The following is a 14,934-nucleotide window of genomic DNA, read 5'->3' on the forward strand; positions in this document are numbered from 1 at the left end:
TGTAATCACATTCATCACATTTGCCACACAAGTTTAACTGTTTTTAGAATCTCCCCCAAGGAAAAACCAAGGATCAGTTCCACATACTTGACTTAACCAAAATGTCCTGTCGGATCCTCAATCCGTACCTGTACCGCTTTGCGCCCATACAACCATAAGAAAACCTCGGCAATATCGCCACTAATCCGCACAACTCGTGAACCATTCACCGCTACTTCCCTCTTATCATGGACGATAATGCGCGGCATATTCGTCGGCAGTAGGATGACAGGAATACCAGGGTTAGGAATCATCTTGGCAGCAAAGAAAGAAACCAAACGCCATAACTGTTGTTGCTCTGATTCACTAAGCTCTAATACTGGCATCGTACTAAGTTCCTGGCCGTGTGCCCAGTCCCCACGACGAACATCCTCAGCATGAACAAAATGCTCAGCACCATTCATAATAGGATCGCACACTCTATACAATAGCCGCGTAGAACCAGAACGCCATTTTTCAAGCAACTGCGTAAAATCTTCTTGCTCGACCTGCTGGGTACGTCGAGCAAGATGCTTCGCGAAACGCTTATTGACAATCCCTAAAGCCGCTAAGGGATAATTTTCCCGCACATACAAATGCACAAGTAAATCATGAGTAGTCCAGCCTTCGCATAGCGTTGGTGCTTGAGGTCCAGCTTCACTTAATAAGTCAGCTAAGCGCTTGCGTTGAGTTTTAGCGAGATTCATAGCACCACAGTATAGCTGTTTTATAGCGGGCACCAACGCATAAAAGCTCCATGCACAAATGCACAGAGCTCATTACGGGTTATCCCAACGCTAAAATTTTAGAGGCTTTCGCGACTAGCCCTAATTTCCTCATCAGTAGCAGCTGGCTGATCAGTGCTCATTGGAATAACAGTCGGCATAATCATTGGCTTACGACGCCACTTCTGCTCCACAAAACGAGAAACACGACGTCGTAGCTGCTGCACAATACGATAAGGGTCGTTTTCTCCTTCAGCAGCAAGGTCGTTCATGGTGTTTTCTGCTAATTCGCTCACCTCAGGCATCATTGCCGCTGCATCTTCAGAGAAGCCACGAGCTTGTACCGTCGGACGCTCTAATAACCGACCAGTGCGGTTATCTACTACTGCGCTAATAGCGATAAGACCGCCTTCGCCTAAGGACGTGCGTTCCTCTAGAACCTCAGCATCAATATCACCCATGGTTACACCGTCAACGTAGAGGTTACCTACCGGAATCTGTCCCACTACCCGAGCACGACCATCAACCAGATCAACAACAACACCATTTTGCGCTAACACAACGCGATCGCGTTCCACACCTGTAGAAATCGCCAACTCCTTGTTAGCGCGCAAATGACGCCATTCACCGTGAACAGGCATAGCGTTAACTGGTCGAGCAGCATTGTATAGGAACAATAATTCTCCGGAATAACCATGACCAGAGGTATGCACTTTCGCATCGCTACCAGTAATAACAGTGGCACCGATTTGGGACAGCATATTGATAACGCCAAAAACAGCTTCTTCATTTCCTGGCACTAATGACGACGACAAAATAATAAGATCGCCATCACGCACAGTGATTTGTCGATGTTCACGACGTGCCATACGAGACAATGCCGCCATTGGCTCACCCTGAGTACCCGTGGTAATCAACATCACGCGGTGCGGCGCCATCTTTGCTGCCTCATCCATTGTGATAATTGTGCCACGTGGTGCACGAAGATATCCCATCTTTTCCGCAATTTCCATATTACGGATCATGGAACGACCATTGAACGCCACTTTTCTACCTGCGGCAACTGCAGCATCAACCGCTGCTTGTACGCGGTAAACATTAGAGGCAAAAGAAGCCAGAATAACCCGCTGCTTTGCATCACCTACGAGACGTTTAAGCGTTGGGGCGATCTCTGATTCAGAGCCAGAGAAACCTGGGGTTGTTGCGTTTGTAGAATCGCAAAGCAACAGATCCACACCTTCATCACCGAAACGCGACAAAGCAGGTAAGTCAGTAGGACGACCATCAGGCGGAGTCTGGTCCAGTTTGATATCACCTGTATGCACCACAAGACCAGCACCAGTTTTGATTGCCACACCCAAACAATCTGGAACAGAGTGATTTACTGCCCAGAACCGAATGTTGAACGGACCGCGATTCTCATTAGATTTGTCATTAACCTCAATGAGTTTTGGACGCTGACGGTGTTCACGGCATTTCGCTGCAATCAACGCCAAAGTGAACTTGGAAGCAATAATAGGAATATCAGGACGTAGCTTGAGCAACCACGGAATAGCACCGATATGATCCTCGTGCCCATGTGTGACAACAAGCGCTTCGACCTTATCCAATTGATTTTCTATAGGTCCAAAATCAGGAAGAATGAGATCTACACCTGGTTCATCAGAAGATGGAAACAGGACACCACAATCGACGATCAACAAGCGATTGTTGTACTCAAAAACGGTCATATTTCGACCAATTTCCGAAATGCCGCCCAAAGCATAGATACGCAAACCATTACGTGGTGCCTTCGGTGGTTGAGGCAACCGCTCAGTAAGATCCGCACCTTGCATTGACTTCACAACATTGCGAGTGCCGCGATTAGATTGATTTCTTGAATTATTATTCGCATTACCGCCTGAACGACGATTATTTGCTTGTGCACCACCGCGACGGTTTCTACCACCACGTCGCTGCGAAGAATTGCGACTACGCTGCCGATCTTCACGTTTATCCTCGTGCGCATTGTTCGTATCCGAGGATACGCTAGCAGCATTGGAAGTATGTGCGCGATCGCTTGTCGGTTCTGGTGCCTGGAAAACAGGGGTATCACTTGCTTCAGGTGGGCCTGCTTTTCGGGTCACTTTCCGAGAACGATTACGGGCTTCACTCATAATTTATAAAACTCCAGCTTTTTCTAAATCACGTCGGAGATGCTCACGCTCTTGTTCGCAAGGAGCGATATTAGGCAAACGTGGCTCACCAACATTTATGCCCTGCATGGACAGAGCAGCTTTTACAAAACTGACGCCACCCAAACGAGCCTGAGCAGCAACCAGTGGGGACAATTGCGCATTAATTTCTTGAGCACCTGGAAGGTCACCCGACAAAAAACGCGTGTGTACATCTCGAAGCTGACGCGGAGCCAAATGCCCAATAACCGAAATGAACCCAACCGCACCCAGACTCAGCCAAGGTATATTAAGCGGATCATCTCCGGAATACCACGATAATCCAGTCTCCCGCATGAGCGTTGTTGCTTGGACAAAATTGCCCTTAGCATCCTTCATAGCCTGGATTGTGGGTAATTCAGCTAAACGACAAATTGTATCGCGCTCTAATGCAACACTAGAACGAGATGGGATGTCATAAAGACTAATAGGAGCATCAGTTGCATCAGCAATCGCTGCAATATGTTGATAAATTCCCTCTTGACTCGGACGAGAATAATAAGGGGTAACAACTAATAAGGCATCTGCACCAGCTTCAACTGATGCACGAGCCAATTCGACTGATGAGACAGTATTATTGGTTCCAGCGCCAGCAACAATACTTGCGCGTTCCCCAACCTCTGCCTTCACAGCCTTGAGCAGGTTAAGTTTTTCTTCCACAGTAGTCACAGGTGCTTCACCAGTAGTTCCAGACAGCACTATCGAATCCACACCATTATCAACTAGATGCGCAGCCAGATGCCGTGCAGCAATCAAATCTACAGCACCAGTTTCATCAAAAGGGGTAACCATGGCAACAGAAACCGTACCAAAGTACGCACTTGTGTTATCTGTCAAACCTGTACTCATGACTCATTACCCTACCTGTTCTCACACATTTTGTGCATCTTCACGCTAGTTTTTCATAAAAAACATATAGAATTCATCAAATGTCCATGACATATGGACTCGTTGCCATAGCAGAACCGTCGCTAAGTCTCGTAATCTCAAAATCGCTGAACACTACTGGTGCCTGCTGTTGCAAAATTTTCAAGCACTCAATTGCTACAGTACGAATTTCAATATCAGCGTGTTCTGACGCACGCATAGCAATAAAATGACGCCAGGTACGGAAATTACCAGTGACAACTATTCGAGATTCAGTAGCATTAGGCAAAATCGCTCTAGCAGCTTGACGCGCCTGCTTACGTCTAAGAAGAGCATTCGGTTCATCTTCTAGCTTCTCTTCCAGAGCATGCAATAACTCGTTATAGATAAAACGAGAATCATCCACTGCATTGAGGAACATACGACGCAACTGCGGATCCTCGTCGATAAGCGGCGGAATAACAATTGCTGTTTGTTCTTGGTGGACAAAACGCTGCGAAAGTTGAGAAAAAGAAAAATGACGATGCCGAATAAGCTCATGAGTAGCAGAACGAGAAAGACCACGAAGATACAACGTCGCTGTTGGATGCTCCAACAACGCCATATGTCCAACTTCCATAATGTGATGGATATAGGCTTCATTGCTAGCTGTGCGAGGATTGGGTTTATTAAAACTCTCGTAACACGCTCGACCAGCAAACTCAATGAGTGCCTGCGCACCATGCGCATCTGTCTCCCAATCAATATCAGCCGGAGCACGAAACTCACTGCATGCAATGAGAGTGACCTCTAGATTCTTGCTATGTGCCATATTAATTCTTATAACCCCAAGAAATGTTCAAGACCGACTGTCACACCTGGATGCTGCGCGATTTCACGTACAGCTAGTAACACACCGGGAACAAAAGAAGTCCGATCATAGGAATCTTGTCGAATAGTAAGCGACTGACCTTGAGAACCAAAAATTACTTCTTCATGAGCCACCATACCCGTCATGCGAACAGCATGAACCGGCACCCCAGATACCTCTGCACCACGTGCTCCAGTTAAAGATTGGTTTGTAGCGTCAGGCTGTGCGCCCAATCCGGCAGCTTCACGTGCCTGAGCAATGGCGTGGGCTGTATGAATCGCGGTACCACTAGGAGCATCTAGTTTATTGGGATGGTGATATTCCACTACTTCTGCTGACTCAAAAAAACGAGCAGCTTGACGAGCAAAATGCATGGTCAAAACGGCAGAGATAGCAAAATTAGGGGCAATGAGAACATTCGCTCCACCTTGCTGAGCATAGTGGCTCACCTGTGCTAGACGTTCCTCATTAAAGCCCGTTGTGCCTACGACAGCGTGAATACCGTTGCTGAGGCAAAAATCCAGATTATCCATCACAGAATCAGGAGTTGTGAAATCAACAATTACTTCTGCCTTGTTCTGTAGTAATTGTTCTCGAGCATCTCCACGACCAAGAGCTGCAACAAGCTCCATATCTGGTGCTTGCTCCACTCCTGCACAAATTGCTGTTCCCACGCGACCAGCTGCGCCTAAAACACCGACTCTCATGGTTTTCGATTCCTTTTCTTCGTTTGGCAATGCTTGTGCTCTGCTATGCTATGCCAAAGGCTCACTTGAAACACAAGTGAGCCTTAAGACATCAACGCAACATTTAAGACTCTTGTTCTACAAGCCCCAAAGATATTTTTCCGCGATTATCAATATCGAGAATTTCTACCTCGACCTTTTCGCCTACGCTGACCACATCCTCAACCTTTTCAATGCGCTTTCCGCCACCTAGCTTAGAAATGTGGATGAGCCCATCACGACCAGGTGTCAAAGAAACAAAGGCACCAAAAGCGGTTGTTTTTACGATTTCCCCGAGGAACCGTTCCCCAACCTCAGGCAATTGTGGATTAGCAATCGCATTAATTTTCGCAATTGTTTCCTCAGCTGCTTGACCAGACTCAGCAGAAACAAATACTGTTCCATCTTCTTCGATGGACACCTCAGCACCAGTCTGCTCGGTAATACTATTGATCGTCTTGCCTTTAGGACCGATTATTTCACCAATTTTTGATACAGGCACTGTTGTTGTCATGATACGCGGTGCATATGAACTCATTTCATCTGGTGTATCGATAACATCAGACATAGTATCCAAAATAGTCAAACGCGCTTCACGTGCCTGAGCCAACGCATCAGCAAGCACTTTCGACGGAATGCCATCAAGTTTAGTATCCAACTGCAATGCCGTAATGAACTCTGCGGTACCAGCTACCTTAAAGTCCATATCACCGAAAGCATCTTCTGCCCCAAGAATATCTGTCAAAGTAACATAGCGTACTTCGCCATCTACCTCATCAGATACTAGTCCCATTGCGATACCTGCAACTGGTGCCTTAAGCGGCACACCAGCATTGTATAGAGATAATGTAGATGCACACACTGAACCCATTGAGGTAGATCCGTTAGAACCCAAGGCTTCAGATACTTGTCGAATCGTATAAGGGAATTCCTCACGAGTTGGAATAACTGGAATAAGAGCACGCTCAGCTAGAGCACCATGACCAATCTCACGACGCTTTGGTGAACCCACACGTCCTGTTTCTCCAGTGGAATAAGGTGGGAAATTGTAGTGGTGGATATAGCGTTTTGAGGTGGTTGGTGTGAGCGAATCAATTGATTGCTCCATCTTCAACATATCAAGAGTAGTCACACCAAGAATCTGTGTTTCACCACGCTCGAATAATGATGAACCGTGTGTACGAGGAATAAGGTCTACTTCCACGCTAAGATCTCGAATATCACTAAGACCACGTCCGTCGATACGGAAATTCTTAGTGAGAATCATATGACGCACAGTCTTTTTCATCACTGCGTTATATGCAGCATGAATTTCTTTGATAGTAGCGTCATGGTTATCGTCATCGCTGAAACGATCAACCAGCTCTGTAGCGATCTGCTCCATGTACTCATTAGTTGCTTCATCACGATCTTGTTTATCTTTGATCGTCAAAAGCTGCGCTAATTTCTTTGCTGCTTTCTTTTCCACAGCAGCAAAAATCTCATCAGAATAAGGAGGGAATAATGGGAATTGCTGAGTTTGCTTAGCGACTCGTTGCGCTAACCCTTCCTGTGCCTGGCACAATAACTCAATGAACGGCTTTGCAGCTTCAATACCTTCGGCAACGACTTTCTCAGTTGGCGCTGGACCACCTTGCGCAATACGTTCTACAGCAGATTCAGTTGCACCGGCTTCTACCATCATGATTGCTACATCATGGATAGTCTTTTTGCCTTGTTTTTTAGTGGTAATGCGTCCAGCAACTACAAGCTCAAAAATTGCTTGCTCATGCTGCTCATGAGTTGGGAAAGCAATCCACTGACCATCTGGATGAGCTTCATCAGCCAATAGCGCCATGCGCACACCACCAACTGGACCAGAAACTGGTAAACCAGATAGTTGTGTAGCGGCTGAGGCACCGTTAATGGCCACAACGTCATACATATCCTGAGGGTTCATGGACAAAACGGTGACAATAACCTGTACTTCATTGCGTAACCCTTTAACGAAAGTAGGGCGAAGTGGACGGTCAATAAGGCGACACGCCAAAATTGCTTCCGTAGAAGGACGACCTTCCCTGCGGAAGAAAGAACCAGGGATACGACCAGCAGCATACATACGCTCTTCAACGTCCACAGTGAGCGGGAAGAAATCAAATCCTTCACGTGGCTGACTTGATGCTGTGGTGGTAGCCAATAGCATGGTGTCATCGTCGAGATATGTTGTTACTGAACCATCAGCTTGACGAGCAAGCTGACCAGTCTCAAAGCGAATGGTACGAGTACCAAAATCACCATTATCAATCGTAGCTACTGCTTCAGTGATACCGATTTCCGGATCTTCTAGGTATTCAATCAAAGTAGAGTTGTTGCTCAAAACTCACGTCTCCCATCACATGGAGGTTTTCTTGGCGATCGTCGGTGCCGCCCTGCAATAATTCTCTTTCTGAATTAGCAACATACTCATGCTAGCACGAAAAACCCGCACACATCATGTATGTTTCCATGACGGTGCGGGTACCTGACAAAAACTTGTCAATAATCGCTTAGCGACGCAATCCAAGACGTGAAATAAGATCACGGTAACGATCAACGTTGTTACTTGCTAAATAGTTAAGCAAGCCACGGCGACGACCAACGAGAAGCAACAAACCACGACGTGAATGGTGGTCATGCTTGTGGAACTTGAGGTGCTCGGTCAAATTGTTGATACGAGAAGTAAGCAAAGCAACCTGTGCCTCTGGAGAACCGGTATCAGTCTCGTGCAAGCCGTACTCAGCCAAAATTGATTTTTTCTGTTCAGTGCTCAAAGACATGAGAACTAACTCCTTGATTATTTTCAGTCCACACAAAAATTGACTATCAATAACGAAATATGACGCTAGAGCAGCCAGTATTCTCACTGCTGTGAACCACAGTAAAGAAACCTCAAAAATTCTAGCATACGGTCACAAAAGAAACCAAAAACCATGTATCCATGACTATGCGTGCTCACCTCGAGCAACACGACCAATGCGTTGCATGAACTCTGCCAAAAACCGCTGAGTATCAACTGCTACTGCAACCTGTGAATGTTTCTGTGGGTCATTCAGGCGTGTTTCATCACCAATGGTTCGCCCTCGGGTTGCCCCCTCAGTATCTACTTTGAGGTTAATACCTATTGTTTCCACTAAAGACTCATCAACAGCAACCCCAACAGCTAGTGGATCATGCAAACCACAGCCGCCCAAATGCGGTGCTGTAACGTCGTAAGCCTTGATGTAATAATCAGTAGCATCTGCTAAGAATAATGCCGCAGGAGTACCAATAGCACGCCATTGTTGTGTTTCTTTATAAGTCAACAACGTCTGCAAGGTAACATCCAAGCCAATCATTGTATTATCGACGCTACGTCGTACCATAATATCTGCAGCTTCTGGATCTTGATTTATATTTGCCTCTGCCCACGGGCTTACATTACCTGGAACAGTAAGGGCACCACCCATAAATACAATATGCGCATTCTGTGCAAAAGCAGGATCCTGTTCAATAGCTGCTGCGATATTTGTCATAGCACCTGTTGGGACAATAACAAGCTCGTCACCATAACGCGCCACTGATTCAATAAGGAAATCAACCGCAGATTTTTGCGCCACTCGAGCTTGTGGATCAGGAATTGCTACCTCACCAATACCATTTTTGCCATGAATAAAGGCAGAAATCTCAAGCACCTCAAAATTATCTTTCGCACGAGCATGCTCTAGACCAGCGAATACAGGAATATCTGGATGACCAAATAGTTCTAGCAACGCTAAATCATTGCGCACTCCTGTAGCCACTTCCACATTGCCGTATGTCGCAGTAATGCCAATAAGCTCCAACTCAGGTGAACCCAACGCATACGCAAGAGCTAGCGCATCATCAATGCCGGTATCTAAATCAAGAATAATTTTTGTGTATGTACTCATTATTTCTCATTTCTGGGTAGGTTCTTATACGGCAAGCATATCTCGCACTTTATCTACATCTGTGGCAATGGCATCCAAAAGATCAGACAAACTGTCAAATTTCTTCATACCACGAATATGCTCGACAAACTCAACGACAACGGTATGACCATAAAGATCAGTATCCTTGTCTAGCACAAAGGACTCAACACTACGTCGCTCATCACCAAAAGTAGGGTTATGCCCTACTGATATTGCTGCAGGATAACGCGTTTTTTTCTCCATATCACCATCAATTGGTGCCTCGGAAATTATTTGGAAAAATCCTGCATAAACTCCGTCCTGCGGCAGTGCGACAGAATCTGGAAAATATAAATTAGCAGTAGGATATCCCAGCTCTTTACCACCACGACCAGCACCACGCACCACTTGACCGCTAACCGAGTAATTACGCCCCAACGCCCAATTAGCCTGTGCAATATCACCACTAGCCAAGCAATTACGGATAAAGGTAGAGCACAAAACAGTATTGTTCTCAGTCAACAGCTGCACAACGTTTACCTCTACCCCATATTTTTTCCCTAATTCTTTTAAGGTATCCGTTGTCCCCTGGGCACGATAACCGAAGCTGAAGTTTTCGCCCACCACGATGGTACGTGCGTGGAGAGTTTCTAATAGTACCTGCACAAAAAATTGTTCAGGCTCTAAGCGCGCCATATCTGCATTAAAATTGAGAGCAAGCATATGATCAATGCCAAGCTCAGCAACTAGATCGGCACGCTCTGCTACGCTGCCAAGCATAGGAGGCATACGGTCTGGACATAAAATTGCTAGCGGGTGTGGGTTAAATGTGAGTAAGACACTTGGCACTGCTAATTCCTGAGCACGCTGGGTTGCTTGGGAAATGAGCATACGATGTCCTCGATGTATGCCATCAAAAACCCCAATAGTTACTACTGCTGATTCTAGTGTTGACGGTACTTCTGTTAAACCATTCCAGATATCCACATCCCCTAGCCTACGACATAGACTGTTAAGTTATTAAGTTATGAACGATCTTTTAGCAAAGTCAGGTTTGGTTATCGTCGATAAGCCTGAAGGGATGACATCTCATGATGTTGTAGGTAAATTGCGTCGTATCTTTGGCACTCGAAAGATCGGGCACGCAGGAACCTTAGACCCCTTGGCCACAGGAGTTCTTGTGCTAGGAGTTGAGCGTGGGACAAAGTTTTTGTCGCACATGACTGCTGCGACGAAAGCCTATACTGCCACGATTCGTCTGGGGGTACGTACTGATACTGATGACTGCGAAGGAAACATCATTGAAAAAATTGATGCTCGTGCTGCTCATCTAAGTGATCACGATATTGTTCACGCGACACAGAGTTTTGTTGGTGATATTATGCAGCGTCCTGCTGCAGTGAGTGCAATTAAAGTAGCGGGAAAACGCGCCTATCAGCTTGTTCGTGAAGGGCAAAAGGTAGAACTTGCACCACGCCCAATCCGTATCACAGCCTTTGATGTTCTCGCTCGACGTGATGGGGATGATTATATCGACCTTGATGTCGCTGTAGAGTGTAGTTCTGGCACTTATATCCGTTCCTTGGCAAGGGATCTAGGTGAAAAACTCGAGGTAGGCGGCAGTATCATCGCTTTACGACGTACTGCAGTGGGTGCGTTTACTCTTGCTGATGCACGTACTCTAGAAGAACTATCCGCTCATGCTTCACTATCGCTTACTCTCGATCATGCTCTGCAACGCTGCTATCCAATTATGCGCGTAACACCACAAGAAGCTCATGATCTGAGCATGGGAAAATGGTTAGAACCACGAGGACTGCATGGTGTTCATGCTGCTGTTGATGAAAATGGCCACTCAATTGCCTTGGTAAAAGAAAATAAAACGCGTCTAGCTACTGTGTTTGTGGCACGACCTTCTACCCTTTAATTGGGAATTGATAGTGTTCTGGGAGATCAGCACGATAAACAGCTGTCGTGCTCACAATATACCCATCCTCAATAAGCCATTTGCCCTCTATAACAGGCACTGGCGTCGGTTTAGCTAATATGCAAGAACTGAAGGTTCCGTCGGCATAAAGTTTGATTTCTGCTTCATCGAAACCTAACCACCGTCTACTCAGCGGGAACCATGCTTTATATGTTGCTTCTTTGGCGCAAAACAATAACCGATCCGCACAGTAAATGCCACTATCCATTAGCTGTGCTATCTGAGTTTTTTCACTCCCATGTGCGATTGCCTCGAACACACCTTCTGGTAATGGTTCTGCCTGCTCAATATCAATTCCCATTGCGGGAACAATCAATCGCGGAGCTACCACAGCTGCACGAAAACCTGCAGTGTGGCTCAGCGATCCACTCACTGACGATGGAAATAACGGCATTCCGCGTTCGCCACGTAAAATTGGTTCACCAGTGTCGCCATGAAGCTGCGCTAGCGCTTGATGTGCACACCAGCGTGCATCACCAAACTCTGCTTTGCGCTTAGCAACAGCGTGAGACACCAACACCTGCTCGAGAGGATGTAGCTGATTGAAGCGGCTAAGATCATGCTGCTGCGGATCGACTCGTAGACTATAGGCGCGTGCGCATTCAGGGAAAAGTCTAGGATCAAGCATCACTATATGCCTCTCGTGCTCTTTTCAGTCATGGCAGTCACATCATCAATGTGTGCCCATTTCATTGATATGAATCGCCATACCACGGCAATAAACCGAATGAATACGAAAGCCATGAGCGCCCACCATACTCCAATAAGACCTGTGCCTAGTATGGCTGCTAATGCTATTCCAGGTAAAAAACCACCTAATACTGATGCAAGAGAAATGCTCCGCAAAAAAGCTGCATCACCAGCACCAAGCAATACTCCGTCGAGCGCGAAAACCACCCCGCCTACGATGGTCATGACAATCAATTGCCACCATGAGTGTGCCACAACGCGCAACACTGCTTCGTCGTGAGTAAAAATGCGTGCAATAAACGTATGTCCTAGTGCACAACATAGCGCAAGAATGCAGGCAAGGAACGTCGAAAAGCCAAGAACCCGTTGTGCCACACTACGCGCACGCTCACGACTCTGAGCACCCAAGGCCTGTCCGACGAGAGCTTGGGCTGCAATGGCCAATGAATCAAGAAACAGCGCAATAAAATTCCACAATTGCAGCAAAATATGATGTGCCGCCAAAGCTGTTGCACCATAGCGACCTAAAACTGCTGCTGCACACAAAAAGGCAACTTGAAAAGATAAGGATCGAATAATCAGATCACGCGCAAGGACTAGTTGATGGGTGATGATGGACACTCGAGGTATCCATGATCCTTGATGGTGATGAATGAGGCAACCAAGAAAGCATAATGCAGTGATAGCTGTTGCCAATAAGGTAGCCCATGCTGAACCATATAGACCCCACTTATGCACAAAAATCGGGATAAGAACTGCCGCGGGAATGACACCAGCTAGAGTAAAAAGCAATGGTAAGCGCGTGTTCTGGATACCACGTAGCCATCCATTGCCTGCCATATCTATTAACACCAATGGAATAGCAAAAGCAGTGATTTTCAACCACCCTGCTGCACGCTGAGCTATGTCTGGCTGGGTGCTCATCCACGCACAGAGTTGCTCTGCATTGAAGAAGATCACCATACATAACCCTGTACCGACAAAAAGCGCAATCCAGGTTGCTTGTACCCCTTCAGTAATTGCTCCTCGACGATCACCAGCACCATAAAGACGAGCACTACGTGCAGTAGTGCCATAAGAAAGAAAAGTAAGTTGGGCAGAAAACATAGAATAAATAGTGCTTCCTGCCGCAAGTGCAGCAAGTGCTATCCCGCCAAGGCGACCAACAATAGCAGTATCAAGCAACACAAAAATAGGTGTTGTTAAGAGCACGCCTAAAGCTGGCACGGCAAGCCCCATGATGGTGCTTATCGTTACTCTTTGCGCGCCTGTGTCAGTGAGCACATCATCTTCCCTGTGGTTCACCTGTTGCATTTTCCTCGGTACTTATCTGTGCTTATCTGCCATTGCTCTAGCTAGGCGTCGAGAGCGGTTTCTATTGCGTGGAGCACCCGTGAAGTAATGTTCTCAGTAGTCCCAAAAATACTAAAACCGGCTGAACGTAAATGGCCACCGCCACCAAATATTTTGGCAATACGAGAGACATCAATTGTGTGCGAACGCAAAGATACAGTCCAATCACCTGGCGCATACTCTTTGAGCACCACCACAATATCAGTGTCACTCAGACCACGCACCATATCAGCAATTTTTTCCACAGGCGCTTGAGCATGACCGGCAATGATGTCATAGGCAGCCACGGCAATCACTATCCTAGTCTGCTCAATATCGTAGGAGGTGAGATTCTGCAGCACACTACCTATCATTTTTAAGTCTGCGATAGTGCCTCCGTCGAAAAGCTCCCTGGATATCCGACGAATATCAATGCCGGTATCTACTAATTCTTGCGCCAGCATATGCATTTTTGGCCGACCCCAGCGAAAACCACCAGTGTCGGTAGCAAGACCAGAGTAGAGTGCATACGCAATATCACGGTCGATGGCAATATCTAAGAATCGGAACCAATCATATAGCACTGTAGTTGTTGATTCTGCGTCACGATCAATGAGGTTTATCCCACCAAAACCCAGGTTAGAGGTGTGGTGATCGATGAGGATTACACGCTCTGGGTGCGCCAGAATTTCTGGTTGCAATGTTCCTGTACGTGATGAAGCACCACAGTCAACAACAATGACAAGATCATGCTCAGGTAGTCGATCGGCTAACGCTACCTCAGTAGCACCTGGAATATGCATAAGCTCTGTGTCAAGCAGATGGCGTTGACCAATCACTGCTTGTGCTTGTTTCCCCATGTTCTCTAGCACGCGTACTAACGCACAAGCACTACCAATAGCGTCAGCATCTGGATTAACATGACCCACAACCACAATCTTGTGCGCATGGATTACAGCTTGGCTTGCTGCTGTGAGCGCAGGTAAGCAGGAGTCACTAATGTAGCGAGGCGTACGTCGATCGCTCAACGGCGGTGACGCTGGCATTGACACGTCTTGCTTCCTTTCACAGTGATTCTTCTGTCTCTATTCTTCTTCCATAGTCTTGTAAGGACTCGGATCCCCTGCAGGCGTGGCGGTTTCTTTTAGCTTTGCTAACTCCTCATCACGCTTCCTGGCTTTTTCTAGGAGCTGTTCCATATAAGAACTTGTCTCAGGAACATTATCAAAAGCAAAAGACAGTGTTGGCGTGAACCGAACACTCAATTGCTGGCCTACTATTCGACGCAAATGCCCTTTAACCTTTTCCAGCGCCGCAGAAGCTGCCTGCACATCAGGTTCTTCATCAATAGTTTTTCCCCGTACTGTGTAATACACAGTGGCATCATGCAAATCGCCGGTAACGCGAGCATCAGTAATCGTGATGTACTCCACTCGTGGATCTCGTATTTCACGTTCAAGAGCGGTTGCTACAATCGTCTGTATTCTCTTAGCCATCCGAGCAGCACGTGCGTGATCTACCATTTTTCTCCATCATTATTTTTGCTTTTCGACGCCTATTCTAAACGCCGACAATCTTGTTCGCAGGATAAAACCCCGACA

14 protein-coding genes are annotated in these 14,934 nt (G+C 46.6%); 1 reads left to right on the top strand and 13 read right to left on the bottom strand.

What is annotated here, in order from left to right:
• Positions 1 to 92: 92 nt before the first annotated feature.
• The 9 genes from EML15_RS01410 to EML15_RS01450 all read right to left on the bottom strand — a co-directional run bounded on the left by EML15_RS01410 (position 93) and on the right by EML15_RS01450 (position 10,311).
• On the bottom strand, positions 93 to 725 hold the full coding sequence (locus tag EML15_RS01410; RefSeq protein WP_144273062.1) for a TIGR03085 family metal-binding protein: 633 nt from the start codon (positions 723 to 725) through the stop codon (positions 93 to 95).
• A 98-nt stretch (positions 726 to 823) separates the two neighbouring features.
• Positions 824 to 2,899: a ribonuclease J gene (locus tag EML15_RS01415; protein ID WP_144273063.1), complete on the bottom strand. Its 2,076-nt coding sequence runs from the start codon at positions 2,897 to 2,899 to the stop codon at positions 824 to 826.
• Between the two features lie 3 nt (positions 2,900 to 2,902).
• Positions 2,903 to 3,805, bottom strand: a complete 903-nt coding sequence (gene dapA, locus EML15_RS01420) for a 4-hydroxy-tetrahydrodipicolinate synthase (protein ID WP_144273064.1) — start codon at positions 3,803 to 3,805, stop codon at positions 2,903 to 2,905.
• 76 nt (positions 3,806 to 3,881) lie between these two features.
• A complete protein-coding gene (gene thyX / locus EML15_RS01425; RefSeq protein WP_144273065.1) occupies positions 3,882 to 4,634 on the bottom strand; it encodes an FAD-dependent thymidylate synthase in 753 nt (250 codons plus the stop codon).
• 8 nt (positions 4,635 to 4,642) lie between these two features.
• Positions 4,643 to 5,380, bottom strand: coding sequence for a 4-hydroxy-tetrahydrodipicolinate reductase (gene dapB / locus EML15_RS01430; RefSeq protein WP_144273066.1), 738 nt, complete (start codon positions 5,378 to 5,380; stop codon positions 4,643 to 4,645).
• 103 nt (positions 5,381 to 5,483) lie between these two features.
• The gene (locus EML15_RS01435; RefSeq protein WP_144273067.1) at positions 5,484 to 7,754 is read right to left on the bottom strand and encodes a polyribonucleotide nucleotidyltransferase; all 2,271 of its coding nucleotides are present in this window, start codon (positions 7,752 to 7,754) and stop codon (positions 5,484 to 5,486) included.
• Positions 7,755 to 7,923: 169 nt separating this feature from the next.
• Positions 7,924 to 8,193: a 30S ribosomal protein S15 gene (gene rpsO, locus EML15_RS01440; protein WP_144273068.1), complete on the bottom strand. Its 270-nt coding sequence runs from the start codon at positions 8,191 to 8,193 to the stop codon at positions 7,924 to 7,926.
• Positions 8,194 to 8,358: 165 nt separating this feature from the next.
• Positions 8,359 to 9,324 carry a nucleoside hydrolase gene (locus EML15_RS01445; protein ID WP_144273069.1) on the bottom strand — a complete coding sequence of 322 codons (966 nt, stop codon included), beginning with the start codon at positions 9,322 to 9,324 and terminating at the stop codon, positions 8,359 to 8,361.
• Between the two features lie 24 nt (positions 9,325 to 9,348).
• Positions 9,349 to 10,311 carry a bifunctional riboflavin kinase/FAD synthetase gene (locus EML15_RS01450; RefSeq protein ID WP_144273070.1) on the bottom strand — a complete coding sequence of 321 codons (963 nt, stop codon included), beginning with the start codon at positions 10,309 to 10,311 and terminating at the stop codon, positions 9,349 to 9,351.
• Positions 10,312 to 10,351: 40 nt separating this feature from the next.
• On the opposite strand from EML15_RS01450, the gene truB reads away from it, so the two are divergent.
• Positions 10,352 to 11,251, top strand: coding sequence for a tRNA pseudouridine(55) synthase TruB (gene truB / locus EML15_RS01455; protein WP_144273071.1), 900 nt, complete (start codon positions 10,352 to 10,354; stop codon positions 11,249 to 11,251).
• Here truB and EML15_RS01460 read toward each other — a convergent pair.
• From EML15_RS01460 to rbfA, 4 genes are all read right to left on the bottom strand, one after another.
• Positions 11,241 to 11,939 (bottom strand): 4'-phosphopantetheinyl transferase superfamily protein, encoded by a 699-nt coding sequence (locus EML15_RS01460; RefSeq protein WP_144273072.1) that lies wholly within the window; start codon positions 11,937 to 11,939, stop codon positions 11,241 to 11,243. The genes truB and EML15_RS01460 overlap by 11 nt on opposite strands.
• Before the next feature lie 2 nt (positions 11,940 to 11,941).
• A complete protein-coding gene (locus EML15_RS01465; protein ID WP_246858094.1) occupies positions 11,942 to 13,240 on the bottom strand; it encodes an MATE family efflux transporter in 1,299 nt (432 codons plus the stop codon).
• Between the two features lie 116 nt (positions 13,241 to 13,356).
• A complete protein-coding gene (locus EML15_RS01470; protein WP_144273446.1) occupies positions 13,357 to 14,379 on the bottom strand; it encodes a bifunctional oligoribonuclease/PAP phosphatase NrnA in 1,023 nt (340 codons plus the stop codon).
• Positions 14,380 to 14,418: 39 nt separating this feature from the next.
• Entirely contained in the window at positions 14,419 to 14,856 is a 438-nt protein-coding gene (gene rbfA / locus EML15_RS01475) for a 30S ribosome-binding factor RbfA (protein WP_144273074.1), read from the bottom strand.
• Between the last annotated feature and the right edge of the window lie 78 nt (positions 14,857 to 14,934).

This window comes from Corynebacterium sp. sy017 (genome assembly GCF_017918135.1).
In the GTDB taxonomy this organism is placed as follows: domain Bacteria; phylum Actinomycetota; class Actinomycetes; order Mycobacteriales; family Mycobacteriaceae; genus Corynebacterium.